This is a genomic window from Glaciecola punicea (genome assembly GCF_001756615.1).
GTDB lineage: Bacteria > Pseudomonadota > Gammaproteobacteria > Enterobacterales > Alteromonadaceae > Glaciecola > Glaciecola punicea.
In genome coordinates, this window is record NZ_LZXY01000007.1 from 126,758 (window position 1) to 151,685 (window position 24,928).

General features: G+C 44.1%; 22 protein-coding genes. 13 read left to right on the forward strand and 9 right to left on the reverse strand.

Features of this window, described 5'->3' with window-relative positions; genetic code table 11:
- Nucleotides 1–304: 304 nt before the first annotated feature.
- From rplS to ffh, 5 genes are all read right to left on the reverse strand, one after another.
- The gene (gene rplS, locus BAE46_RS09935) at nucleotides 305–664 is read right to left on the reverse strand and encodes a 50S ribosomal protein L19 (RefSeq protein ID WP_006004996.1); all 360 of its coding nucleotides are present in this window, start codon (nucleotides 662–664) and stop codon (nucleotides 305–307) included.
- 45 nt (nucleotides 665–709) lie between these two features.
- Nucleotides 710–1,471 (reverse strand): tRNA (guanosine(37)-N1)-methyltransferase TrmD, encoded by a 762-nt coding sequence (trmD, locus tag BAE46_RS09940; RefSeq protein WP_006004995.1) that lies wholly within the window; start codon nucleotides 1,469–1,471, stop codon nucleotides 710–712.
- A complete protein-coding gene (gene rimM, locus BAE46_RS09945; protein WP_006004994.1) occupies nucleotides 1,471–2,001 on the reverse strand; it encodes a ribosome maturation factor RimM in 531 nt (176 codons plus the stop codon). Before rimM ends, trmD begins: the two co-directional genes overlap by 1 nt.
- Nucleotides 2,002–2,031: 30 nt before the next feature.
- Nucleotides 2,032–2,280, reverse strand: a complete 249-nt coding sequence (gene rpsP, locus BAE46_RS09950; RefSeq protein ID WP_006004993.1) for a 30S ribosomal protein S16 — start codon at nucleotides 2,278–2,280, stop codon at nucleotides 2,032–2,034.
- A 238-nt stretch (nucleotides 2,281–2,518) separates the two neighbouring features.
- Nucleotides 2,519–3,958 (reverse strand): signal recognition particle protein, encoded by a 1,440-nt coding sequence (gene ffh / locus BAE46_RS09955; protein WP_006004986.1) that lies wholly within the window; start codon nucleotides 3,956–3,958, stop codon nucleotides 2,519–2,521.
- 166 nt (nucleotides 3,959–4,124) lie between these two features.
- Between ffh and BAE46_RS09960 the strand changes: the two genes are divergently transcribed.
- The gene (locus BAE46_RS09960) at nucleotides 4,125–4,931 is read left to right on the forward strand and encodes a cytochrome C assembly family protein (RefSeq protein WP_006004983.1); all 807 of its coding nucleotides are present in this window, start codon (nucleotides 4,125–4,127) and stop codon (nucleotides 4,929–4,931) included.
- A gap of 64 nt (nucleotides 4,932–4,995) precedes the next feature.
- Nucleotides 4,996–6,300: an HlyC/CorC family transporter gene (locus BAE46_RS09965; protein WP_006004981.1), complete on the forward strand. Its 1,305-nt coding sequence runs from the start codon at nucleotides 4,996–4,998 to the stop codon at nucleotides 6,298–6,300.
- Nucleotides 6,301–6,365: 65 nt separating this feature from the next.
- Here the strand turns inward: BAE46_RS09965 and sixA are convergent, their stop codons facing one another.
- The 3 genes from sixA to fadI form a co-directional block, all read right to left on the reverse strand.
- Nucleotides 6,366–6,896, reverse strand: coding sequence for a phosphohistidine phosphatase SixA (sixA, locus tag BAE46_RS09970; RefSeq protein WP_006004979.1), 531 nt, complete (start codon nucleotides 6,894–6,896; stop codon nucleotides 6,366–6,368).
- A gap of 624 nt (nucleotides 6,897–7,520) precedes the next feature.
- Complete coding sequence (fadJ, locus tag BAE46_RS09975; RefSeq protein ID WP_070112612.1) at nucleotides 7,521–9,644, reverse strand: fatty acid oxidation complex subunit alpha FadJ; 2,124 nt, start codon at nucleotides 9,642–9,644, stop codon at nucleotides 7,521–7,523.
- Nucleotides 9,641–10,951, reverse strand: a complete 1,311-nt coding sequence (fadI, locus tag BAE46_RS09980) for an acetyl-CoA C-acyltransferase FadI (protein WP_070112614.1) — start codon at nucleotides 10,949–10,951, stop codon at nucleotides 9,641–9,643. Before fadI ends, fadJ begins: the two co-directional genes overlap by 4 nt.
- Before the next feature lie 392 nt (nucleotides 10,952–11,343).
- Between fadI and BAE46_RS09985 the strand changes: the two genes are divergently transcribed.
- From BAE46_RS09985 to putP, 7 genes are all read left to right on the forward strand, one after another.
- Nucleotides 11,344–12,312 (forward strand): AAA family ATPase, encoded by a 969-nt coding sequence (locus BAE46_RS09985; RefSeq protein ID WP_006004971.1) that lies wholly within the window; start codon nucleotides 11,344–11,346, stop codon nucleotides 12,310–12,312.
- A 27-nt stretch (nucleotides 12,313–12,339) separates the two neighbouring features.
- Entirely contained in the window at nucleotides 12,340–13,353 is a 1,014-nt protein-coding gene (locus BAE46_RS09990; protein WP_070112616.1) for a DUF58 domain-containing protein, read from the forward strand.
- The gene (locus tag BAE46_RS09995; RefSeq protein ID WP_006004968.1) at nucleotides 13,350–13,946 is read left to right on the forward strand and encodes a DUF4381 domain-containing protein; all 597 of its coding nucleotides are present in this window, start codon (nucleotides 13,350–13,352) and stop codon (nucleotides 13,944–13,946) included. The genes BAE46_RS09990 and BAE46_RS09995 overlap by 4 nt, the downstream gene beginning before the upstream one ends.
- Nucleotides 13,939–14,985, forward strand: coding sequence for a VWA domain-containing protein (locus tag BAE46_RS10000; RefSeq protein WP_070112618.1), 1,047 nt, complete (start codon nucleotides 13,939–13,941; stop codon nucleotides 14,983–14,985). The genes BAE46_RS09995 and BAE46_RS10000 overlap by 8 nt, the downstream gene beginning before the upstream one ends.
- Nucleotides 14,978–17,080: a VWA domain-containing protein gene (locus BAE46_RS10005; RefSeq protein ID WP_070112620.1), complete on the forward strand. Its 2,103-nt coding sequence runs from the start codon at nucleotides 14,978–14,980 to the stop codon at nucleotides 17,078–17,080. Before BAE46_RS10000 ends, BAE46_RS10005 begins: the two co-directional genes overlap by 8 nt.
- 89 nt (nucleotides 17,081–17,169) lie before the next feature.
- Nucleotides 17,170–18,834, forward strand: coding sequence for a BatD family protein (locus tag BAE46_RS10010; RefSeq protein ID WP_141729337.1), 1,665 nt, complete (start codon nucleotides 17,170–17,172; stop codon nucleotides 18,832–18,834).
- Nucleotides 18,835–18,924: 90 nt separating this feature from the next.
- Nucleotides 18,925–20,448 (forward strand): sodium/proline symporter PutP, encoded by a 1,524-nt coding sequence (gene putP / locus BAE46_RS10015; RefSeq protein WP_070112624.1) that lies wholly within the window; start codon nucleotides 18,925–18,927, stop codon nucleotides 20,446–20,448.
- A gap of 156 nt (nucleotides 20,449–20,604) precedes the next feature.
- Here putP and BAE46_RS14825 read toward each other — a convergent pair whose 3' ends face one another.
- Nucleotides 20,605–20,838 carry a hypothetical protein gene (locus BAE46_RS14825; protein ID WP_171901024.1) on the reverse strand — a complete coding sequence of 78 codons (234 nt, stop codon included), beginning with the start codon at nucleotides 20,836–20,838 and terminating at the stop codon, nucleotides 20,605–20,607.
- A gap of 299 nt (nucleotides 20,839–21,137) precedes the next feature.
- On the opposite strand from BAE46_RS14825, the gene cysD reads away from it, so the two are divergent.
- Genes cysD through cysN form a run of 4 tightly spaced genes read left to right on the forward strand, consistent with a single transcriptional unit; the run spans nucleotide 21,138 to nucleotide 24,853 of the window.
- Nucleotides 21,138–22,052 carry a sulfate adenylyltransferase subunit CysD gene (gene cysD, locus BAE46_RS10020; RefSeq protein ID WP_070112626.1) on the forward strand — a complete coding sequence of 305 codons (915 nt, stop codon included), beginning with the start codon at nucleotides 21,138–21,140 and terminating at the stop codon, nucleotides 22,050–22,052.
- Entirely contained in the window at nucleotides 22,052–22,651 is a 600-nt protein-coding gene (cysC, locus tag BAE46_RS10025) for an adenylyl-sulfate kinase (protein ID WP_070112628.1), read from the forward strand. Before cysD ends, cysC begins: the two co-directional genes overlap by 1 nt.
- On the forward strand, nucleotides 22,648–23,445 hold the full coding sequence (gene cysQ / locus BAE46_RS10030; protein WP_006004949.1) for a 3'(2'),5'-bisphosphate nucleotidase CysQ: 798 nt from the start codon (nucleotides 22,648–22,650) through the stop codon (nucleotides 23,443–23,445). The genes cysC and cysQ overlap by 4 nt, the downstream gene beginning before the upstream one ends.
- A 1-nt stretch (nucleotide 23,446) precedes the next feature.
- Nucleotides 23,447–24,853: a sulfate adenylyltransferase subunit CysN gene (gene cysN / locus BAE46_RS10035; RefSeq protein ID WP_070112630.1), complete on the forward strand. Its 1,407-nt coding sequence runs from the start codon at nucleotides 23,447–23,449 to the stop codon at nucleotides 24,851–24,853.
- The last annotated feature ends 75 nt before the right edge of the window (nucleotides 24,854–24,928 follow it).

Below are 24,928 nucleotides of genomic sequence, written 5' to 3' on the forward strand. Positions count from 1 at the left end.
AATGGTTACCAGCAAACGTAATTAATCGTATTGATTGGAACCCGCATTTATTCAGCTTACACTTTACTGCTGCCTTTTACCGCTGGTAACTTGTAAGAAGTGGCCTTGCAGGTAACAAGCTAGACGCAATGACCGCAACGTAACCGTTAGCGTTGACAAATAAACTCAAGTCCGTTGATAGCATATTTTAATACCTTCTATTTTAGCTATATCTATTTTATATAGGCACAAAAAAACTCGCTGATAAGCGAGTTTTTTCCATCTTGATATTACATTTTTGTGTTAACGGTAACGTAAATTAGATTTAGTTAAGTTTTTCTTTGATACGTGCAGATTTACCTGAACGATCTCGTAGATAATACAATTTAGCTCTGCGCACGGCACCGCGACGCTTCACTTCAATTGAATCTATAGCAGGGCTATGAGTTTGAAACACACGCTCTACACCCTCTCCACTTGAAATTTTACGAACTGTAAAAGCAGAGTGTAAACCGCGATTACGCTTAGCAATACATACGCCTTCATATGCCTGCACACGCTCTTTTTCGCCTTCCTTTACTTTAACGCGCACAATTACTGTATCACCAGGGCCGAACACTGGAACATCAGTTTTGAGTTGTGCATCCTCAATTTTCTTTATTATGTTTTGATTGACTTTAGCCATCGAATCCTCACGTCCTAGTAGTAACTGTCATTTGCTGCAGCAGGCTTATATAAATTTCTTCAATATTGCCTGTTGCTCCTCAGTCAGAGCTAGGTTATTTAATAAATCAGGGCGTTTCATAAGAGTACGTTTTAACGACTCTTGCAGGCGCCACTGCCTAATTTTTTCATGGTTACCACTTAACAACACCTCGGGGACACTTTTACCTGCATAGGTATGCGGCCTTGTGTACTGTGGGCATTCTAGCAATCCGCTGGTAAAAGAATCTTCTACCGCTGACTGATTATGCCCTAACACATCAGGAATTAACCTTGATACTGCGTCCATCAACACCATCGCGGGTAGTTCGCCGCCACTTAACACATAATCGCCAATAGACCATTCTTCGTCTATGAGCGTTTGGATTATGCGCTCGTCAATGCCTTCGTATCGGCCTGCTACTAGCACTAAGTCAGTTTGTTGACTCAATGTTTGTACACCGTCAAAATCTAGCGTTCGCCCTTGGGGTGATAAGTAAATCACCTTTGATTTTTCGCTAGATGCCGCTTTGGCACTAGCAATCGCGTCTGTTAATGGCTGCACCATCATTAGCATGCCAGGACCACCACCGTAAGGTTTATCATCAACCGTGCGATGTTTGTCAGTGGTATAATCGCGAGGATTATACACTGCCACTTCTATTAAGCCTTTTTTAACCGCTCTGCCAATAACGCCTTGTGAAAAGAAGCTAGTAAACATTTCGGGAAACAATGTAACAATGCTAAAGCGCTGCTTATACTCTGGCTTCGCCTCAACACCACTGCTCATTAGAAGGCTGGGTCCCAATCTACTGTAATGGTCTTGCCATCTTTGTCGACACTTAACACAACACTGTCGTGTAAGAATGGCAACAAACGTTCTTTTTGACCAAATGCATCGTTAATTTTAGCTTTCACTAACATTACATCATTCGCGCCTGTTTCAAACATGTCTTTAACTACACCCATTTCATAACCTTTATCGGTTATTACCTGCATGCCTACTAAGTCTTTCCAATAGAAGTCATTGTCTAATTCAGGCAGCTGCGATGCCTCAATGCTAATTTGCGCATTTTTAATCAACTCAGCTGCATTGCGGTCTTCAACACCTTCAAGCTTGGCAACCAAACTCTTAGCGTGATACCGCCATTGATCAACTTTTAACACTTGATTACCGCCTTGAGACACACTGATGTGCCAAGGTGCATAATCAAAAATACTGTCTTTGTTTTGAGTAAAACTGTTGACCTTGACCCAACCTTTCACACCGTAAGGTGCACCAATTGAACCAATAATCAAAATGTCAGACGCTAGACTCATTTTTACTCCAAACCAACAATAGCTGGACCGTTAAGCCGCAACTTTTGCATCTTTTACCAAACGCGCAACACGCTCAGACAAACTTGCACCTTGACCAGTCCAATATTCAACACGCTCAAGATCTAAACGAAGTTTCTCAGATTGACCTTGTGCAGTTGGATTGAAAAAACCAATGTTTTCAATAAATTTGCCATTACGTGAACGACGGCTGTCAGCAACAACCACTTGATAAAATGGGCGCTTTTTCGCACCACCACGCTGTAAACGAATAGTAACCATATATGCCTCAAACTCGTTGTAACGTTACCGTTAACAAACCCTTCTTCTCAAGATGGGAAAAAGAGAGCGCGAAGTATACTTATTTAGCCTGTGAATGCAAGCAGTATAACGAGTTTAGACAAAGTGTTTGCTAGCGTACGATTGATTAACGCTATAAAGAAGGCTTGCTGCTAGTAAGGAAGAACTTAGTGCTAAGCTCTGTAAAAAGCGCTTAGCACCAAAAAACGTCGCTGATTGCTTATTTCTTACGGCCAAAATTGCCCATGCCCGGTGGTAATTTCATGCCTGAGGGCATGCCGCCACCGGACATTCCACCTGCGCCTGGCATACCACCACCGCCCATCATACCGCCCATGCCGCGCATCATATTCTTCATTTTACCGCCGCCCATTTTCTTCATCATTTTTTGCATTTGCATAAACTGCTTCAATAAACGATTAACGTCTTGAATTTGAGTGCCTGAGCCTGCGGCAATACGGCGCTTACGAGAGCCTTTGATTACGTCAGGGCGATCGCGCTCACCCGGGGTCATGGAGTTAATAATTGCTTCCATTTGAATGAACTGCTTGTCGTTAGCCTGATCTTTAACTTTCGCGCTCATGCCTCCCATGCCGGGCATTTTGTCCATAAGCGACGCCATCCCGCCCATGCTACGCATTTGTGCAAGCTGTTCTTTAAAATCTTGTAAATTAAAGCCTTTACCGGTTTGGATCTTTTTGGCTACGCGCGCAGCGGCGTCTTTGTCTACCTTGCGCTCTACATCTTCAATTAGGCTAAGCACATCGCCCATGCCTAATATACGCGAGGCAATACGCTGGGGGTGGAAAGGCTCTAAGGCATCAAGCTTTTCGCCCATGCCTAAAAACTTAATCGGTTTACCGGTAATTTGCTTAACCGATAAAGCTGCTCCGCCGCGCGCATCGCCGTCGGCTTTAGTTAAAATAACGCCGGTTAGAGGCAGAGTTTCATTAAACGCTTTTGCAGTGTTCGCCGCATCTTGACCGGTCATGGCGTCTACAACAAACAGCGTCTCAACAGGGTTAACCGCCGCGTGAAGCTGCTTAATTTCGTCCATCATTTTTTCGTCAACCGCCAAACGACCCGCGGTGTCGACAATAAGCACATCAAAAAACTGCATTTTCGCATGCTTAATAGCAGCTTTAACTATATCCACCGGTTTTTGCATCATGTTGGATGGGAAACATTCTACGCCGACTTCTTCAGACAAGGTTTGCAACTGCTTTATAGCCGCGGGGCGATACACATCGGCGCTAACTACTAAGACTTTTTTCTTTTCACGCTCTGTTAAATACTTCGAAAGTTTACCGACGCTAGTGGTCTTACCCGCGCCTTGTAAACCTGCTAGCATTATAACCGCAGGCGGCGTGGCGGCTAAATTTAAGCCTTGCGAACCGTCACCTAAAACATTTTCGAGCTCGTCTTGAACCACTTTAATAAACATTTGCCCTGGCTTCAAACTTTTTGAGACCTCAATCCCCAGCGCACGGGTTTTAACTTTTTCAATAAAGTCTTTCACTACGCTCAAGGCTACGTCTGCTTCAAGCAAGGCCATGCGTACTTCGCGCAGCGTGTCTTTAATGTTGTCGTCGGTCAAACGACCTTTGCCACTAATGTTTTTTAGGGTTTGACCTAAGCGGTCAGTAAGATTCTGGAACATAAATCATCAATTTAGTATTTTCTAATTTGGTAATCAGTATACAATAAGCCTAGCGTGATCGTAACGGTTGCGTTAGATTTATTGATAATTACTATATTCTCGGCAATTCGCAGCAGCGCTGCACAAGGAATTAACGCGTGAAACCCACCTCAAAGGTCCATCGCTCATGAGCACTTTACTCTCCTATTTAGCGTTTGCATTTTCGCTTGTCTGTTATATTTGCGCTGGTTCGCTTTATGTACAACAGTTTTTCAAGCAATCCTCCACTCTTATAAAGTACGCACAACCTTCACTGATGCTGGCACTAATTGGTCATCTTGGTATTCTTTTTTTAAGCACGCAGCAGCACAGCGGTGAACAACTGAGCCTATCTTTTGTCGCCACCATGCTGGCTTGGTTAGTCACACTCACTATGTTTATTACTCACAAATTTATTAGAAACTTGTTGTTTTTGCCCGTTGTATGCTTTGTATCTGCCTTCATTATCTTAATCGATCTATTTTTCCCGGCTACCACCGGCATTACTGTCACGATGTCGGTTGGCATGATTGCCCATATACTACTATCGCTGGTAGCCTTTGGTTTGCTTAGCATAAGTATGCTATACGCTTGTCAACTAGCCTATATTAAACATCAGTTAAAGCAAAAGAGTCGCACTATGATAGGCGGACATCTGCCGCCTCTGCAGTCGGTAGAACGCATTTTATTGCAGCTTATGAGCCTAGGCACAGTGTTGTTGTTTTTAGCACTGGTTAGCGGATTTATATTTATCCCTAATATGCTTACAGAAGGCTATGCGCATAAAACTATCCTGTCCAGCATTGCATTGTGCTGCTACACACTGTGTATTGGCCTTCACCACTTTATTGGCTTAAAAGCTCGCAGTACCATTATTTTTAACTTTTTAGGCTTATTTTTGCTCACGCTAGGCTATTTTGGCAGCCGACTAGTAAAAGATTTCTTGTTGACTTAACATGATCGCTCAAGCATAACGTTTATGCTCATCTTATTTCACACATTATCTTAGGAATGCTTAATTGAGCTCTATAGACACTTCTACCCTGCTAATTGTGCTGGGTGTACTCATTTTTATGTCAGCTTATTTCTCTAGTTCAGAGACGGGTCTGATGAGCCTGAATCGCTACCGCTTGAAGCATTTAGCTAATGAAGGCAAAGCAGGCGCCCTGCGCGTGCAGAAACTACTTAATCGTCCCGACCGCTTAATCGGCTTAATCTTAATAGGCAACAATTTAGTTAATATTGCGGCAACTACTATTGCCACAATTGTGTGTATTCGCCTGTATGGCCCCGATTTTGGACCCTTAATAGCGACCGGTGTGTTAACCATCGTGATACTTGTATTTGCTGAGGTAACACCGAAGACTTACGCCGCCCTGTATCCAGAAAAAATAGCTTTTCCTAGCTCCTTCATTCTTATTCCTCTTATGTTTTTGTTTACCCCTTTAGTAAAATTAATTAACTTGATTACTAACGGCGTGTTAATGCTTTTGCGTATCAATCCGGTAAGTCGTTCAGATACAGCTTTAAGTCAAGAGGAGCTGCGCACCGTAGTATATGAAGCAGGCTCTTTAATACCCCAGAAACACCAAGAAATGTTAGTCAGTATTCTTGATTTAGAAAAAGTTACCGCGGAAGATATTATGGTGCCGCGTAGCGATATTTACGCCATAGATATAAACGATGATTGGAGAGTTATTCAAAAACAATTAACGCATTCTCAGCACACCCGCGTATTGCTTTATCGCGATAGCGTAGATGACGCGGTAGGCTTTATGCACGTGCGCGATGCGTTACGTTTATTAGCAAAAGACCAGTTTACGAAAGCCACAATGCTAAGGGCAGCACGCAAAATATTTTTCACACCCGACTCCACTCCCCTGCATACACTTATGTATAAAATGCAGGCCCAGCGTGAACGCATAGGTTTGGTGGTGGATGAGTACGGAGACATTCAAGGTCTGATGACCTTGGAAGATATTTTAGAAGAAATTATTGGTGATTTTACTACCTCAGTGGCACCCGACCATAGTAAAGAAGCGCTTGAACAAAGCGACGGTAGCTTTTTTGTTGACGGTAGTGCCAACATTCGTGAACTCAACAAAGAGCTCAATTGGGCATTTCCAATAAACGGCCCTAAAACGCTCAATGGTCTAATTCTAGAGTTTTTACAAGAGATGCCTGAAGCACAGGTAGGTTTGCGCCTAGCGGGCTACCCGGTTGAAATCATTGAACTGTCTGACAATATGATTAAGACGGTGCGAATTATTCCTGAGTTTTACAAGGCACCCATAGATGATGTTAGCGGTCAGCGCAATAGCTAAGCACTGTATCAGCATGCGAGCGCTAATGGCCACGTTAATTTTTGCATAATGCTGACCTTCGCTGGCTATACACCCTGAAACATCGCTAACTTTTTGCCTATCGCGGTGCTGCCTTTGTAGTCGATAAGCAAGGTGTCAGCTGGTTCAAAATACTGATCATTTATGTTAACACAAAGCAGCCTCGACAAAAGACTCACTAGCGGCATGTGAGTCACAATTAACATGCTCTTTGGCGCATCTGTGCTGGTTGCATAATCATGTATTACATCAGCGCTTTGCTGCGCACTTGCAATTGGTGTGAGTGCATCAGTGGTTTTTTCATTTAACACTTTGATGTGTTTGGCCACACCCCGAAATGTCTGCTGCGTTCGAAAATATGGACTAACTAAGGCTAAATCTATGCTTGACTTAACATTAGTATTTCCAGCCTTCATTACATCGGTAATTTCACTATATGTGCTTATACCGGCTAAATGTTGATTTAACCATCTGCCTACATTTTCACTTTGCTGCACACCAACGTTTGTGAGGCTGCGAGCACGATCTGGCTTTGCATATTCAACCGCCTCACCGTGCCGCATTATAATTAATAGCATATCGCTTTATCACCATTTAAATGAGTTCATTGTTATTTGTTGCTCGCGGATAAAGTGCTTATAAACTTTGCGGGTTTACTTTGGCTTATCCCATAGTGTGAATTGATTCACTCCTATAAATAGAGGTGACGATATAATGTTTATTCGTAATCTTGCTTATATCGTGTCAATTAACCTGCTGTATAATTTTGTATAGTTGTTACCGAACTAAGTAAACCACAGTCGCTGCATGATAAATAAATTTATAGGGTAATAGAGCAAACGTGCCGCTGCTATTTTTGCTCGTTTCACTTATGTCTGCGGCCTTTTTATAAGCCGCATTATTTATTAACAGACTATATGTTAACGGCAATATGACTTGTTTCGTGAATATAAGCTAGCAACGATGCTTGCTATCATAACTACACATTTAGGGGTTTACAATTGCAAAACACCTCTTCACTACTGTTTTTAATGCTTGTCACACGCTTAAAAACGGCGTGCGTTTAGCAATGATTACCCCCCCCATAAGTTTAAGCAAATCGCAGATAAATATGTTTCGGTAAAAAAAATGCGCTATCTATAAAATAGCGCACAATATAAGTATTAAAAACGTTTAATCAATAAAGACAAAGCATAACGGTATTAGTAAAAATTACGCTTCTCATCGCGCATTTCAAGCAGTATCGCCGCAGGAGTATATTTCTCACTATAACTTGTTGCATAGTGCTCTAATCTAGACACCACGTGATCTATGCCTAGTTCATCCATATACCTAAATGGACCGCCTCTAAACGGCGGGAAACCAATACCAAATATAGCGCCTATGTCGCCGTCGCGGGCACTTCTAATAACGCCTTCCTCTAGGCACATAGCCGCTTCGTTAAGCATTAATAATAGACATCGCTCTGCCACGCTTGAATCAGTGTATTTGCTGACAGGCGTTATGCCAAGGAGTGTGTAGAAAGATTCGTCCACTTTCTTGCCGCTGTCTTTGCTGTTTGCTTTGCCCGAATACTTGTAAAAACCAGAGCCGTTTTTCTTGCCCTTTCTGTCATTTTCAAGCAGCTTTTCAAATGCATCAGGTGATGCAAAACGTTCACCAAATTGATTCATCAGTATAGGAATAATTTTGGTACCTACATCAATACCCACCTCATCTAACAGTTTAAAGGGCCCTACCGGAAAGCCAAACTTAACTAGCGCTTGGTCTATCGCGTTAATGGGCTGACCTTCCATTGCCAAAAATCCGGCTTCACTCATATAAGGGGCGAGTATTCTATTTACATAAAAGCCTGCACCATCTTTTACCACAATGGGAGTTTTGCCCTGACGTTTAGCAAACCCTACCGTGGTAGCTATGGTTTGCGGCGAAGTGCCTTCATGCCCTATTACTTCTACCAGTGGCATTTTGTCTACCGGCGAAAAATAGTGCAAGCCAACCACATTTTCAGGTCGCTTGGCTTTTGCTGCAATATCGGCGATGGGAATTGAGGAGGTGTTTGAAGCAAAAATAGTGTTTTCGTGGCAGTGCTCTTCTATTTCTGCCACCATCGTCTGCTTCAAGTTTACATCCTCAAATACCGCTTCTATTGCCATATCAACTGACTTATAGCCGGAGTAATCTAAGCACCCAGTAATGTTGGCCATTTGTCTTTGCATTTGTGACAACAGCATGAAGCGCTTTTTAACTTTCTTATTTAAAATGTCATAGCTATACTTCATCGCACTGGCAATACCGTGTTCATTAATGTCTTTTATACGCACGGGCACGCTTGCTTTAGTGGCACTGACAAATGCAATCCCGCCGCCCATAAGACCGCCGCCTAACACACCAATTTTTTTTATAACCTTGGGTTTAAGACCGTCCGCACCGCTTTCTTTCTTCATTTCGGTGGTCGCAAAAAATACGCCACGAAGCTGTTTCGACTCAGGTGTCATCACCAGCTTACCAAACAAGCTCGCTTCAGTAGCATAGCCTTTTTCGCGGTTTTTTAGGCCAAGCTCAATGCAATCAATTATGTACATAGGCGCTGGATAGTTGCCTTTTGTTTGCGCCATGGTTTGTTCACGCGCTTTGGAGAACATTATGCCACGCCCAAACGAAGTGCTCTCAATAACTTTGCTGACCATGGATTTTGCCACAGTGCGCGTTTTGACCGCTTGGCCAGCAAGCCCTACAGCCACATCCATTAATATAGACTCCGGCACACAATCATCCACAATGCCGTACTTTTTGGCTTGGGAAGCGCGCACAGAATTGCCCGTTAGCATCATTTTCATTGCCTGCTGCAAGCCAATAAGCGCGGGTAAACGCTGTGTGCCGCCGCTGCCTGGCAATAAGCCTAATTGCACTTCAGGCAGGCCAAGCTGTGTTTTATCACTGTCGGTACATACACGATAGTCACATGCAAGTGCTAGCTCTAAGCCGCCGCCTAAGGCTGGACCATGAATGGCAGCAACAAATGTTTTTCTGATTTTTTCAATGCGGTCGAATATCAACTGGCCTTGCCTAGATAAGGTTTCCGCGTCTTGGACCGTATCGCATGCGGACAACATGCTGATGTCGGCGCCCGCCACAAAAGAATCTTTTTTACCGCTGGTGATGACCACGCCTTTTATGTCTGCATCGCTTTCTATTTGGTCTAAAATGACGCTTATTTCATCGCCAAAATCGCCTTTCAAGGTATTCATGCTTTCGCCTGGCACATCCATGGTTAAAATGGCAATACCGTCTTCACGTTTTTCTAAAGTAAAAGCACTCATCATTCTGTCTCCACTATCATAGCTGCACCTAGTCCACCGGCTGCACAAGCTGTTAGTAAGCCTGTACCTCCGCCGCGGCGATTTAATTCATTTAGCATTTGAGTAATCATACGCGTCCCGGTTGCTGCGAACGGATGACCATAGGCAAGCGAACTGCCCATTACATTGAATTTTTCCATGTCAATTTCACCTGTGGCTTTTTCACGACCCAGCTTTTCTTTAGCAAACTTGTCACTGGCAAACATTTTAATGTTGGCTAAGGTTTGTGCTGCAAAAGCTTCATGCATTTCTATTAGCGTTAAATCGTTTAGATTCATGCCGGCACGTTCAAGTGCAATAGGCGTTGCATAAGAAGGTCCCATTAGCATATCTTCCCATACGTCAATGGCAGCAAAAGCATAGCTTTTCAAATACCCAATAGGCTTATAACCGAGTGCTTTTGCTTTGCTTTCAGTCATCATAACAACGGCTGATGCACCGTCGGTAAGCGGTGTTGCTGTGGCGGCGGTCACGCTGCCGTGCTTCTTATCAAATACTGGACGCAATTTAGCGTAGCTATCTAATGCGCTGTCAAAACGAATATTGTTGTCGCGTATAAAGGCCTTTTTGTAGGGCTGGGCATAAGCAGTCATGACTTCATTGCTTAAATTGCCATTTTCCCAGTTTCTAGCCGCAAGCGTATGAGAGCGGTGCGCAAGTGCGTCTTGATCGGCACGCGCAATATTGTGCGTTTTTGCCATTTGCTCTGCGGTTTGCCCCATCGACAAACCAGTCGAATATTCAGCCACGGCGGGGGCTACCGGCATCAAATCTTTAAGCCCTAACTTTTTAAATATTGAAAACTTTTGGCCCATGGTCTTGGCTTTTTGCAAATCAACTAAAGCTTGCGCTAAATTTCTTGACACCCCAATTGGCGATACAGAAGTTGAATCGGCGCCCCCCGCGATACCTACTTCAATGTTACCTGCCAGCATAGATTCAGCAATATTCACCGTAGACTGAAAGCTCGTTGCACATGCTCTTGATACGCTGTAAGCGTCGGTTTGCACACGCATACCTGTACCCAACACAATTTCACGCGCAATATTAGGCGCTGCCGGCATTTGCACCACTTGCCCATATACGACTTGCTCTATTAAAGCGGGGTCTATGTCATTCCGGATAATCATTTCGTTGACGACTACTTTGGCGAGATCAACTGCAGGCACCCCATTAAAATCACTCGCCATTTTGGCAAAGGGGGTACGTAAACCAGTAACGATGGCGATGCGATCGCCGCCGCTGGTTTTCAGCATTTGTGTTTTGGGCATATTGCTTCCTTGGTTAAGAAAATCGTGTCGATGAATACTTTCTAAGAGCATAGCACTTAAATTAATAGGCGCGAAACTTTTGCCATAAATCTGGTCTGACCACTACGTCAGATGCTATTATTCCAAAATTCACACAAAATAGCAAACCAATGCTTACGGTCTAAATTAAGCAAATGCTGATGAAACTTTTGTTGTGCAGTCAGGTCACAAAGGGTGTGTTTGACAAGCGTGGCCTGCCTTCACCACTTTCATAGCGGTTCATTAGAATTCAGCCACTTACATCTTGGTAAATAGCAATTATTTGAAAAACGCTATGAAAGAACCACTTGAATTGTTGCCACTAAGACCGATATCTGATAGCAACAGCAAATTCTTCTTTTTGGGAAATAAACATGCATAATCAATTTACTGCCTTACTTGAGCATTTAGATTCACAGGTTTTGGGGCAAAGGCACTTAACGCAAAGTATTTTGATTGCTTTGCTAGCCGACGGCCACTTGCTCGTTGAGGGCCCACCGGGCTTGGCAAAAACCAGAGCAGTTAACGCGCTTTCTGACGGTATAGACGCAAACTTTCATCGCGTTCAGTTTACCCCTGATTTATTGCCTGCCGATTTAACCGGCACCGATATTTATCGGCCAGAAACGGGGGAGTTTGTGTTTCAAAAAGGCCCGCTATTTCATAATTTAGTGCTGGCTGATGAAATTAATCGCGCACCCGCTAAAGTGCAGTCGGCGCTGCTAGAGGCTATGGCAGAGCGCCAAATTACGGTAGGCAGCACCACCTATAAGCTACCTTCTTTATTTTTAGTTATGGCAACCCAAAATCCTTTAGAACAAGAAGGCACTTATCCATTGCCTGAAGCGCAGCTTGACCGTTTCTTAATGCATGTTGAAATTGACTACCCCGACGCGGCTACCGAACATAAAATTCTAGCCCTAACGCGTAGTGAAGCGATTAATTCATTAGAAAAGCGCAGTCCATTAGACAATCACGCCAAACTTACACGAGAAAATATTGCCGAAGCGCGCACTGAAATATTAAAATTACATGTGTCAGAAGCTGCCGAAGCCTATTTGGTGCAATTGATTATGGCAACACGCGAACCTGAAAAATACGATGCCGATTTAGCCCAGTGGATAGAAATTGGTGCAAGTCCACGCGCTACTATTGCCCTTGAGCGTTGCGCACGTGCGCACGCATGGCTACATCAACGCGATTTTGTGAGCCCTGAAGACATTCAAACCGTACTACCTAACGTCCTTAGGCACCGGCTTATTTATAGTTATCATGCCCAAGCACAAGGGATTACCGCTAACCACGTTATAGAGAAAATTTTGGCTATGGTGCCTGTACCTTGAAAATTATTGAGCGAGTAATTAACTAACATGGTAAATACGCAAGATCTCCTGGCATCGCTTTTATCAAACGGTGTATCATGCGAGCTAGCAGAGCTTGTTCGCTACCGTGCGCTTGCGCGCAAGCTCAACTTAGTGCCTAACGGCAGCATAAAAAGCAGTATGGCCGGTACAATCACCTCACGCTTTAAAGGCCGAGGAATGGAGTTTGACGAGGCCCGTCATTACCAACCCGGCGATGATATTCGCAGCATAGACTGGCGCGTTACTGCGCGCACTGGCAAAACACATACAAAACTGTACCGCGAAGAGCGAGAACGTCCGGTGCTCATTTTTATTGATTTGTCGTCGTCAATGCAGTTTGGCACCTCGCTTTTGTATAAATCAGTGCAGGCATTGCATGCCGCCGCGCTAGTCACTTTTAGTGCCCTATCGCGAGGAGACAAAATTGGCTGTATGGCAGTATCAAATAACATTGATATAGAACGTAAACCAAAGTCTACGGCTAAGCAGGCTTTGTCGATGCTTAATCAACTAATTGAACTACAAAACAACGCAATCATTGAAACCTATACGAACGCTAAACAACCTGCCCTACAAAAGACAGCGTCACCTCGCGAGACAGCCGATCAAAGTACAACGCATATGAATCAACTAGCCATGTTGGCCAGGCCCGGTACACTGGTATATGTTATTTCTGATTTCATCAACGTTTCAAACAGTGCTTTTTCGGTGTTAGGCAAGATAAAGCGCCACTGCGAAGTAAGGCCACTACGTATATTCGACCCCATTGAAGAAGCTCTGCCTGCGGTGAATAGCATGCAAGACGTGCTGCTCTCAAATGGTCTACAAGAGCAGCATATACTGCTGGGAGACAGCAGCATTAATGAACAGTACAAGCGCATACGCGGCGACGTGTTTGACGCACTGAAAGCCAATTTAAACAGCTTAGGCCTGCCGCTTCGACAAATTAGCGCAGCGCAGCCTATTGAACAACAGCTTAGCGCGAGTAAGTCTGGACTAATACTGGGGGAGTTTAGATGAACCCACTTGATCAACTTGCCGACATTACCACACCACAAAACGTATCGATTTGGCCTTTAGCATGGGGTTATTGGCTAGTCTTGGCGCTTGCAATCTTGCTACTTGCGATTGCGATAATCAGCGTTGTACGCTTCAAAAACACGCGTAAACAAAAACGTGGGACCATGGCTGCATTAAATAGCTTAGAAACGCTAGATCCTTACTTTGCGCATAAGGTACACGTGCTAATAAAAACACTGTTTGCGCATTATATGCCGCACGTAGCGAGCAAAACAATGCATGGCAGTGAGTGGCAATCTTTACTGCTGTCGGTTTATAAAGGCAATCATCCAAGTGAGGTAGTACGGTCAATTTCAATGCTGCAAGCGCGTATGTATGCCAAGCCACCTGCCAGCCTTGAAGCCGCGTTGCCAAGTAAAGAAGCGACTGCAGACGATCTGCAGAATGTGGTAAGGGCTCAAAACGATGTAATATTGACGGCAATGCGTGACTTCGTAGACACTAGCTTTCCTTGCAAAGTGCCCAGTAATAAACATACAGCCGTCGCCAAAACCTCACCTCCATCGCCAGCAAAAGAGGTCAGCCATGTTTGAGTTTGTTTGGTGGCCCCTATTGGCGCTTTTACCTTTGCCCTTGCTGCTGCGCTACTTGCTGCCTGCCAAGAAAAAAAATGCGCAGGTCGCGTTATACTTTCCACATGTGACAGAGCTTGCTCAAAGCCAAAATAAAAAAATCAGAAGCTCTATAGGGAGGGCATTAATACTAAGCATTGCGTGGATTGCACTGGTGTTTGCCTCGGCTCGCCCTATTTGGTTTGGCGATCCCATTGCTATACCTAGTGAAGGCCGGGACTTAATGTTAGCAGTCGATTTGTCTACCAGCATGCGTCAAAAAGACATGCTGGTAAATGGCCAAGGCGTTGACCGACTAGAAATGGTGAAGTCGGTAATGGATGATTTTATTGAACGCCGAGTAGGTGACCGCATTGGGTTAATACTATTTGGTGACACCGCCTACTTGCAGGCACCGTTAACGTTTGATCGTAACATAATAAAACAATTTTTAGATGAAAGCATGATCGGTTTAGTGGGCGACAGCACCGCAATTGGCGACGCCATTGGCTTAGCCGTTAAACGCTTTATCGAAAAAGAGCGATCTAACCGGGTATTGATTTTACTCACCGACGGACGCAACACCGCCGGCAATATTAGTATTGACCAAGCATTAGCGCTGGCCGTGGCTAATCAAGTCACAGTGTATCCCATTGGCGTGGGCTCGGAGCAACAGGTGCAAAATAGCCTGTTTGGACAGCGACTCATAAACCCTTCATCAGACTTAGACGAGCGCGCTCTATTAAAGATAGCAAAAGAAACAGGCGGTGATTATTTTCGAGCAAAAAGTACCCAAGAGCTTGCGCAAATATACGCGATATTAGATTTACTTGAGCCGGTTAAAGGAAATGATCAAACACTGCGCCCACGAGAAGAGCTGTTTTATTATCCACTGGCGGCAGCTGTTGGCATCGTAGCTTTTATTGCATTGACGCCGCTGCTGTTGATGCTGTTTAGAAATGTGAGAAACACTTCTTCAAGCCCCCGCAACACTTCAACAAGGGCCGCTGCAGATGAATGATATCGTTCAAAACTTTCAATTTATTCGTCCTGAATGGCTGTGGGCTTTATTGGCGATTTTAATTATTTACGCCTTAAAACTTTGGTTTGGCAAGGACCAAAACGTGTGGCAGCAGCTTATTCCAGCTCACCTTTATCAGCAAATGATAGTACGCAAAAGCGCAGTTGCATCAAATAAGTTTGTGCACCTAAGCATGGCGTCTTTATTAATAGCGGTCATTGCTATAGCCGGCCCTACATGGGAAAAGCTCCCCCAAATGGTTTACCAAACACAAGCCGGTAAAGTAATTTTAATGGACATGTCAATGTCTATGCGCGCAAGCGATTTATCCCCAAACAGGCTCACCAGGGCCAGATTCAAAGCTATCGATTTAGTCAATGAAGTAAAAGAAGGGGAAACCGGCTTAGTAGCCTATGCCGGAGACGCTTTTGTGGTGAGCCCACTTACCGATGATATCAATAACCTTACCACCTTAATACCGGTGCTGACGCCGGAAATAATGCCTATCAAAGGCAGTTCAGCACTAACCGGTTTGCTACGTTCAGCCTCGCTTCTGCAAGACGCAGGCTATCAGCAGGGACAAATTTATTGGGTAACCGACGGCATCCGCTATGATGAAATTAGAGATATAAGAGATTTTATCATAGACTCGCCGTTTGAAGTATCGGCCTTGCTAGTAGGCACCGAAGCAGGCGCGCCTATTCCAATGGAAGACGGACAATTGTTAAAAGACTTCACAGGCAAAATTGTAGTACCCAGCATTAATTCACGTTACATGAATCAGGCCATGGCAGGTACAAATGGAAAATATCATTTGTTTGCCAACGACGATAGCGATATTCAAGCAATTAAACGCAACGTTGCTTTTGACCAGCAGCAGCGAGCGAAAGAAGTAGATAATGCCACTGGTGACACTTTCAAAGATATGGGTCCTTATTTACTTTTACTATTGTTGCCCGTGGCGGCTTATAGTTTCAGAAAAGGCGTATTGAGCGTCGCTATTTTAGGTAGTCTTTTGCTGGGTTTAGGCACCAGCAGTCCGCGCGTTTTCGCGGTACAGTCTCAGCCTTTGCCCAACACAGTAAACGTAATAGCCGACCAAGAGATCAACCAAAATTCGCCGCGCACAAATGAAAACTTACTTGATAGGGTCTTCAAAAATGCAGACCAAAGAGGGAAAATAGCGTTTGATGAAAACGATTATGCCAAAGCGCAAAATCTTTTTGAAGACAGCGCCTGGCTAGCGGCCAGTGCTTATAAAAGTGGTGATTTCGAACGCGCTGAAGCATTGTATAAGCAACTTATCCAACGCGGTTCAGTGACACAAAGCGCATTAATGGACAATGTTTACAATAAAGGCAATGCCTTAGCCAGGCAAGGTAAGCTTGAAGACGCCCTTAATGCTTATAATGAAGTGTTAAAGAGCAATCCAGAGCATCAACATGCAAAGGCTAATAAGCAACTTGTAGAAGAACTGTTAGAGCAGCAGCAACAAGAACAACAGCAACAGGACTCTCAGGAAGAACAAGACGAACAAGACGGCGAGCAAGACCAGAATCAGGATTCATCGCAAAAAAATAGTGATGAACAGCAGGGTCAAGATGCACAAGACCAGCAAAGTCAGTCTCAAGATAGTCAGCCGTCCGATAGTCAGCCCGACGGTTCGCAGCAGCAACAAAGCCCATCAAGCGAACAGTCTGATGGAAACAGCGCGCAAGAAAACCGCGAAGGTCAGCAAGAAGAACAGCAACCCTCGGATGAGTCGCTCAAGCAAGAAGCGCAAAAGCAAAAAACGCAAGAGCAACAAAATGCTCAGCAGTCACAAGCCGAGCAGCAGTCAAAAGAAAATGAGGCTTCTGCTGAACAGCAAAGCAATGAAGCGCCGCAGCGAAACGAGCAAGCGCAAACCGAGGCTATTTCTAATCAGGTGAATACCGATGATTTAACGCCTGAGCAAAAAGAAGAGTTACAAAGAATGCAGATGATCTTAAATAAAATTCCCGACGACCCTGCGTATTTGCTGATGCGAAAAATGCAGCTTGAAGCCTATAAACGCAGAAATGACCCTTCACCTCCGATACAGGAAAACTGGTAGTGAGCATACAGCCTATAGTTAAACCATCCTTGTCAACAGTGTTGCGTGTAAGCGTGCTATTAAGTGTATGTATATTACTGGGTGCAATCATGCACGTAAGCACCGCATACGCGAAGGTTACACAGCTTACTACCAACGTGGATAGAAACACCATTTTGGTCGATGAATCTATACAATTGACCCTAACAGCGCAGGGCTCAGCAGATCGAGATGCGGTCAACTTCAGGCCCTTACAAGTAGACTTTAACGTAAGTCAGCCCTCGTTTAGCCAGTCTACACAAATAATCAACGGCTCAATGTCGCGCACGGTGACTTGGACAATCAATTTATACCCCAAGCAAATTGGTTCTTTCACTGTGCCACGCTTTACCGTCGACAATGAATCTAGCATCGAATTTACAGTAAACGTGCTGCCAGTTGACAGCGCTAGCAGCAGCCAGCCAAGAGAGTTCTTCGTGACCTCTAGCATCGACACGCAGTCAGTATATTTACAACAGCAAATTTTATATACGGTCAAAATACACCTTGTTCGTGATATTCAGCGAGGCCAGCTTACCCAGCCTAATTTAGCTGGCGCTATTATAGAACAGATTGGCGAAGATACCGACTATCAAGAAATTATTGAAGGGGTGCGCTATCGCATAATCGAAAGAAAATACGCTATTATTCCTCAAGCAAGCGGTAACTATGTTATTGATGGGCCCATATTTGAGGCCGAAGTTCCGACCAATTCTCGCCGCAGTTTTGCTAATTTTGGACGTACAAAAACCATCTCTCGGCGCGCATCCGACATCAACATAAACGTGCAGCCTATTCCAGACAACTACAGCGAAACATGGTTGCCCAGCGAACTGGTAGAAATTACGCAGCAGTGGCAAGGCGAAACGCAACCCTTTGTGGTAGGTGAGCCCGTCACGCGCACTATTACCCTGACCGCACTTGGGCTAACTAAAGAGCAGTTGCCCGGCATCGACTTGCCTTATCACCCAAGTTTTAAAGTTTACCCTGAACAGCCTAGCCTTGCTTCGGTTGAACGTAATGACAAATTAATAGCGCAAGGTACATTTAACAGCGCCATTATTCCAGAAGAAGCGGGAAATTTCATATTGCCCGAAGTTCGCATCCCTTGGTTTAATGTAAATACTGGCACAACCGAATTTGCGACACTGCCCGCTAGCTCAATTGAGGTTGTTGCCAAGCCCAACAATGGCGCAGCAACCGCGCAAACTGCGCCGCTCAAAGGCCAGCAGCAAACCACTTCACCAAATATGTCGCCTGCTCTACCTACGCTTCCACCGCAGTCAAGCACAATGAACTGGCTGCACTATTTATTAATAGCGACTAACGTGTTTACCCTCATTGCTTTGTACATTTTTTGGCTAATGGCAAAGACTAAGCGACATAGCCCCAAAACAGCCCAAACAAATATTGCGCCATCTGTTTTGCCAGAGCAAGAGGCTTTTACGCGCCTTAAACAAAGTTTAGAGCAAGGCCATACACATGGCATTTCAGATGCACTTGAAAGCTGGCTGCAGGCCCTATACCCCACGCAGTTTTATTCAATTAGCGCCAGTTTAGCAATGCACCCGCGCTCTGGTGCACTTGAGACCTACAACCAACTGTTAGCAAACAGTTTTTCAACTCACCCCGAACCAATTGACAACCGTAATTTTATTGAGCGTTTAACACAATTCAAGAAACTTGCTACCTTAGATAATGAGGAAACGGCGCGCTCAGTGCTTTACCCTAAATAGCTCTGGTATACATAAGCTTTTTTTTCCGTGCATCCTGTTAGACTACGCGTAGCATAATGCTAAGTAAAATAATAAAAAAAGGGCGTCTTAATGGAATTTGGCACGTATATATCATTGGCAATTTATTTCTTGATAATGCTGGGCATAGGTCTTTACGCCTTTAAAACCAACGAAGACAGTGCTTCTGGATATATGTTAGGCGGGCGTAAACTAAGCGCGCCAGTCACCGCGCTGTCAGCAGGTGCTTCTGACATGAGTGGTTGGATGTTAATGGGTGTACCCGGCGCCATGTATGTAACAGGCGCCTCTTCGCTTTGGATTGCATTTGGTTTAACGCTGGGTGCATGGATTAATTATTTAGTGGTGGCACCTCGCCTGCGTGTGTTTACCGAAGTCGCTAACGACTCTATTACTCTGCCAGATTATTTTGAAAATCGTTTCTTAGATAAGACAAGAATGCTGCGCGTAATCGCTTCCATCGTCATCATTCTCTTTTTCACTTTATATACATCGTCTGGGGTGGTAGCAGGCGGCAAATTATTTGAATCGTCATTTGGCTTAAGCTTTGAATTAGGAGTATTTATTACCGCTGGCGTGGTGGTAACCTATACTTTTTTTGGCGGCTTTACCGCCGTATCTATTACCGACTTTGTGCAAGGCTGCATTATGTTTGTCGCGCTAGTGCTGGTCCCCAGTGTCGTTGTATTTGAGCTAGGCGGTATTAATCAAACCCTCGACAGCGTAGCGATTATTAATCCTGATCTACTGTCATTAATGATTGATGCATCTACCGGCGAAACCTTAGGGTTTGTGGCAATAATTTCTTTATTGTCTTGGGGCTTAGGTTACTTTGGCCAACCGCATATTATTGTACGTTTCATGGCCATAAGCAGCGTAAAGCAGATACCGGCAGCCAGAAGAATTGGCATGACTTGGATGATCGTGGCGCTTATTGGCGCAGCAATGACCGGCATTTTTGGGCTGGCCTATATGACCTCTCAAGGTATACCGCTTGACGATCCAGAAACAATTTTCATTGTGTTATCACAGCTACTCTTCAACCCTCTTATTAGTGGGTTTTTATTAGCCGCAATATTGGCCGCTATTATGAGCACCATCTCTTCTCAACTTTTAGTTACCTCAAGCTCGTTAACCCGCGACGTGTACACCTGTTTTATTAACAAAGAAGCCTCAGACAGTAAACAAGTTATGGTCGGTCGTATTTGCGTAATTGTGGTTGCCGCTGCCGCTATAGGAATGGCGTTAGGCGAAAATAAAACAATTTTATCGCTTGTCAGCAATGCTTGGGCAGGATTTGGCGCAGCCTTTGGCCCGCTGGTCATCATTTCTTTATTATGGGACAAAATGACTAAGGAAAGCGCAATTGCAGGTATGTTAGCGGGCACTATTACCGTACTAATTTGGATTTTTGTGCCCATTGATGAAAGTGGCGCTGCTTTATCTTCGTATATTTATGAAATAATTCCAGGGTTTATCGTTTCTGCTGCGGTTATAGTAATAATGAGTATTACCCGGCCGAGCAAAGATTCAGAAGCGTCAGAAATATCTGCCTTATTTAATGAATTTACGCATCGTTATAAAACAGATTCGTAACATCACTATATTGAGACATATGGCTTACTTTGCAGCAAGACAAAGGCACAGCAAAAATGATTGAAGGCCTGCAGTTCAATCTAGGTCTAGATAAAATAAGCTCAGCAAAGTATACGTTTATTAACTTTACTGAAGCTTCGATTCTAAAGTCCTACCCTAGTCTTCTGCCTTCTTGGTTAGCTTACTGTCACTTATTGATGCAATGTTAGAAAGTAGCATAGAAGTACTTATAGGCAGTATGCCACTTACCGACACAATCAAAGAAGCCTTAGTAAAAGACAAAGCTTGACTTGCGGGCATTATTTTAGTCTGCAAAGTAATTGAACAAGGTGAATGGGAAAGGCTTAATAAAGCCTGCACACGTATAAAAATTGAATACGACGATGTCATTATCGCCTATGCAGATTCTGCATTTTGGGCCGAAAAGCGTCTCGATCTCCTTATTTATCGAGCTTGAAGCCCTGCAGAGCTCTCACTATTGCTTATTAGCATCCTGATAACAAATGTATCTATTAAATTATAAAACGGTTATCAACAATACCAAATTGTAATAGCCAACTTATCCAATTATGCTAACATTATATGCTTATAAATAATTAGTATATGCGCCTTTAACGTAGCCCCTAATGCTAGGGGCATGTTGGTTAAACATATTGCTTGCCTCTTAGACAATACAAATAGAGTTAACTATGACTGATAAATTGCCGCGCATGACCCACCTCAAAGAGCTCGAGGCTGAGAGCATTCATATTTTTAGAGAAGTAGCCGCCGAATTTGACAATCCAGTAATGCTGTACTCAGTGGGTAAAGATTCATCGGTGTTATTGCACCTTGCCCGAAAAGCATTTGCACCTGGCACTATTCCTTTCCCCCTTTTACATGTGGATACGACCTGGAAATTTAAAGAAATGATTACGTTTAGAGATAAAATTGCCGCTAAACACAATTTAAATATGCTGGTGCACACCAATCAGGAAGGCGTTGAGCAAGGTGTTAATCCCTTTTCAGTTGGCAGCGCAAAACATACCGACATTATGAAAACAGGCGCGCTTAAACAAGCTTTAAATCATTATAAATTTGATGCGGCTTTTGGCGGCGCTCGCCGCGACGAAGAAAAGTCTCGTGCGAAAGAACGCGTATATTCGTTTAGAGATGAAAACCACCGCTGGGATCCTAAAAACCAGCGCCCAGAGTTATGGAACATCTATAATTCACAAATTAATAAAGGCGAAAGCATCCGGGTATTTCCCATGTCTAACTGGACAGAACTTGACATCTGGCAGTATATTTATGCAGAAGGCATAGAGATCCCTTCTTTGTATCTTGCTAAACCACGTCCGGTGGTCTATCGCGATGGTGTATTAATCATGGTTGACGATGACCGTATGCCCTTACATGAAGGGGAGACTCCGCAAATGAAGTCGGTTCGTTTCAGAACCCTTGGCTGTTACCCGCTTACCGGTGCGGTTGAGTCAGTTGCTGACACTTTGCCCCAAGTTATACAAGAAATGTTGTTAACCAAAACATCAGAGCGCCAAGGGCGAGTCATCGATAACGATTCTTCTGGCTCTATGGAAAAGAAGAAAATGGAGGGTTACTTTTAATGGCACCTAGTAATATTGTATGGCACAAAAGTACGGTAGACAAGCAGCATAGAAGTGCCAAACTTGGGCAAAAACCCAGCGTAATTTGGCTAACGGGTTTGTCTGGATCGGGTAAATCTACTATTGCAAATCTTTTAGAAAAACGCCTTTATGAGGCTGATCATGCGACCTATTTACTTGATGGCGACAACGTACGCCACGGCCTATGCGGCGACTTAGGGTTCAACGACAAGGCGCGCGTTGAAAATATAAGACGTATCAGCGAAGTCAGTAAGCTATTTGTCGACGCGGGCTTAATTGCTCTAACCGCGTTTATCTCGCCGTTTAAGGCAGACCGTAACTACTGTAGATCATTACTTGCAAACGGTGAGTTTGTAGAGGTGTTTGTAGACACTCCAATTGAAGTGTGTGAAAAGCGCGATCCCAAAGGCCTTTATCAAAAAGCGAGAAGCGGCGAAATTAAGCATTTTACCGGTATAGATTCTGCCTACGAAGCCCCGCAGTCGCCAGAAATACATTTACATTATAAGGACGAAACAGCCCAGCAAACTACACAACGTTTATATCTAGCACTGCAAGAAAAAGGATATGTTAAGTGAGCAAGTTCCAGATAAACGAAAAAAGTATTCAAGCGCTTACCCAGATTGCACAAGACGCAGGCGACAAAATATTAGACATTTACTCATCAGACATCGCCATATACGACAAATCTGACTCAAGCCCATTAACCGAGGCCGATTTAGCTGCTCATCACCATATTGTAGACGCGCTAGGAGCACTTGCTGATTTACCCATTTTATCGGAAGAGTCGAGCGAAATCCCTTGGCAAGAACGCAAAAAATGGACACGCTACTGGCTAGTAGATCCGCTTGACGGTACCAAAGAGTTTATTAAGAAAAACGGTGAGTTTACAGTCAACATTGCCCTAATTGAATACGGTGAACCGACCTTCGGTATTGTGCACGCACCGGTGCTTAAAAAGACCTACGTGGGCGCAAAAAAGCGGGGCGCTTATGTGCTACAAGAGGGGCAAAAAATAGCGATTAAAGCACGCCCACATACACAGGGTCAAGCATGGAGAGTAGTGGGCAGTCGCTCGCATCAAAGCCCTGAAATTAATAAAGTTATGGATGCTCTTGACGGCGAAAAAGACTTAATTGCTATGGGCAGTTCATTAAAGTTATGCCTAGTTGCAGCCGGTGAAGCGCATTTATATCCTCGTGTCGGCCTAACAAGTGAGTGGGACACAGCGGCAGCGCACGCCATCGCATTAGCCGCAGGCGCAAAAGTCACTGTGCTAGACACTAATAATCCTTTTGACGCAGACGCACACCCGCTGCGCTACAATCAAAAAGAATCAGTTTTGAACCCTTTTTTCATGGTAAGTTGCTAAGATGTTTAACGAAAATGAATTATTACGCTCTGACATAAATGAATACTTAGCGGTTCACGAGCGCAAAGATTTAATGCGCTTTTTAACCTGCGGTAGCGTAGACGACGGCAAAAGTACGCTGATAGGCCGCCTACTGCACGATTCCAAAATGATTTACGAAGATCAGCTAGCGGCTATCACTAAAGACAGCAAGAAAGTAGGTACCACAGGCGAAAAGGTCGACCTTGCGCTATTAGTGGATGGCCTGCAGTCTGAGCGCGAGCAAGGCATCACTATAGACGTGGCATATCGCTACTTCAGTACCGACAAGCGCAAGTTTATTATTGCCGATACACCCGGGCACGAGCAATATACCCGCAACATGGTCACAGGCGCGTCTAATTGCGACCTTGCCATTTTGATGGTTGATGCACGCGCAGGCATTAAAACACAAACGAAACGTCATTCATTTTTAGCCTCACTGTTGGGCATTAAGCACGCTATTGTAGCGGTCAATAAAATGGATTTAATGGAATTTAGTGAAAGTGTGTTTAACGATATTAAACAAGAATTTATTTCATTTTCAAAGCAGCTTAACATCCCCGATATTCGCTTTATTCCTATGTCGGCACTTGAAGGCGACAACGTCGTCAACAGAAGTGAGCATACGCCTTGGTATAGCGGCCCCACCCTGATGGATACTCTTGAAACAATCGTAATTACCGATCAGAGTAAAGACGATTTTAGATTTCCAGTACAGTACGTTAACAGACCGAATCTGAATTTCAGAGGTTTTGCCGGTACCATCGTTTCAGGCCAAATAGCCAAAGGCGATGCAGTTACTGTGTTGCCATCAGGTAAAACCTCTATCGTAAAATCTATTTATACCTTCAACGGTGATATTGAGCATGCAAACGCGCAGCAGGCGATTACGCTAACGCTGAAAGATGAAATTGATATTTCACGCGGCGACATGATTGTTAAAAACGACAATAAGCCCCTAATAGCCAGTAGTTTTAGCACTTACTTGGTCTGGATGGCAGAAGAAGAGCTCATTCCCAATAAACAATTTAGTTTTAAATTTGCCACGAAGACCGTTACCGGCACAGTGTCTAACCTACACCATAAAATTGATGTGAATACGCTTAATGAAAGTGAAGCTTTGCATTTAAATCTCAATGAAATTGGGGTGGTTAATATTAGATTAACGCAAAATATTGCCTGCGATCCTTATGCTAAAAATCGCGCCACGGGTGCTTTTATCATTATTGACCGCATGACAAATGGCACAGTGGGTGCCGGTATGATCATTAGCGCTAATAAAGAGAGTAAAGGCTCAACGCAGTACTCAGAGTTTGAGCTGGAAATGAACGCCCTTGTAAGGAAGCATTTCCCGCACTGGGGCACTAGCGACATAAGCAACACTTAATGTGGCGGTAGCTTGTGTATTGCTTGGCAGTCATCTAGCTGATCTTTAGCTATAACGATAGGTATTTGCTAAGCT

Coding starts and splice junctions, on each gene's coding strand:
- rplS (WP_006004996.1), bottom strand. CDS start 664: ATGGCTAAAGTCAATCAAAACATAATAAAGAAAATTGAGGATGCACAA.
- trmD (WP_006004995.1), bottom strand. CDS start 1,471: ATGAGCAGTGGTGTTGAGGCGAAGCCAGAGTATAAGCAGCGCTTTAGC.
- rimM (WP_006004994.1), bottom strand. CDS start 2,001: ATGAGTCTAGCGTCTGACATTTTGATTATTGGTTCAATTGGTGCACCT.
- rpsP (WP_006004993.1), bottom strand. CDS start 2,280: ATGGTTACTATTCGTTTACAGCGTGGTGGTGCGAAAAAGCGCCCATTT.
- ffh (WP_006004986.1), bottom strand. CDS start 3,958: ATGTTCCAGAATCTTACTGACCGCTTAGGTCAAACCCTAAAAAACATT.
- BAE46_RS09960 (WP_006004983.1), top strand. CDS start 4,125: ATGAGCACTTTACTCTCCTATTTAGCGTTTGCATTTTCGCTTGTCTGT.
- sixA (WP_006004979.1), bottom strand. CDS start 6,896: ATGCTATTAATTATAATGCGGCACGGTGAGGCGGTTGAATATGCAAAG.
- fadJ (WP_070112612.1), bottom strand. CDS start 9,644: ATGATGAGTGCTTTTACTTTAGAAAAACGTGAAGACGGTATTGCCATT.
- fadI (WP_070112614.1), bottom strand. CDS start 10,951: ATGCCCAAAACACAAATGCTGAAAACCAGCGGCGGCGATCGCATCGCC.
- BAE46_RS09985 (WP_006004971.1), top strand. CDS start 11,344: ATGCATAATCAATTTACTGCCTTACTTGAGCATTTAGATTCACAGGTT.
- BAE46_RS09990 (WP_070112616.1), top strand. CDS start 12,340: ATGGTAAATACGCAAGATCTCCTGGCATCGCTTTTATCAAACGGTGTA.
- BAE46_RS09995 (WP_006004968.1), top strand. CDS start 13,350: ATGAACCCACTTGATCAACTTGCCGACATTACCACACCACAAAACGTA.
- BAE46_RS10000 (WP_070112618.1), top strand. CDS start 13,939: ATGTTTGAGTTTGTTTGGTGGCCCCTATTGGCGCTTTTACCTTTGCCC.
- BAE46_RS10005 (WP_070112620.1), top strand. CDS start 14,978: ATGAATGATATCGTTCAAAACTTTCAATTTATTCGTCCTGAATGGCTG.
- BAE46_RS10010 (WP_141729337.1), top strand. CDS start 17,170: ATGCACGTAAGCACCGCATACGCGAAGGTTACACAGCTTACTACCAAC.
- putP (WP_070112624.1), top strand. CDS start 18,925: ATGGAATTTGGCACGTATATATCATTGGCAATTTATTTCTTGATAATG.
- BAE46_RS14825 (WP_171901024.1), bottom strand. CDS start 20,838: ATGACATCGTCGTATTCAATTTTTATACGTGTGCAGGCTTTATTAAGC.
- cysD (WP_070112626.1), top strand. CDS start 21,138: ATGACTGATAAATTGCCGCGCATGACCCACCTCAAAGAGCTCGAGGCT.
- cysC (WP_070112628.1), top strand. CDS start 22,052: ATGGCACCTAGTAATATTGTATGGCACAAAAGTACGGTAGACAAGCAG.
- cysN (WP_070112630.1), top strand. CDS start 23,447: ATGTTTAACGAAAATGAATTATTACGCTCTGACATAAATGAATACTTA.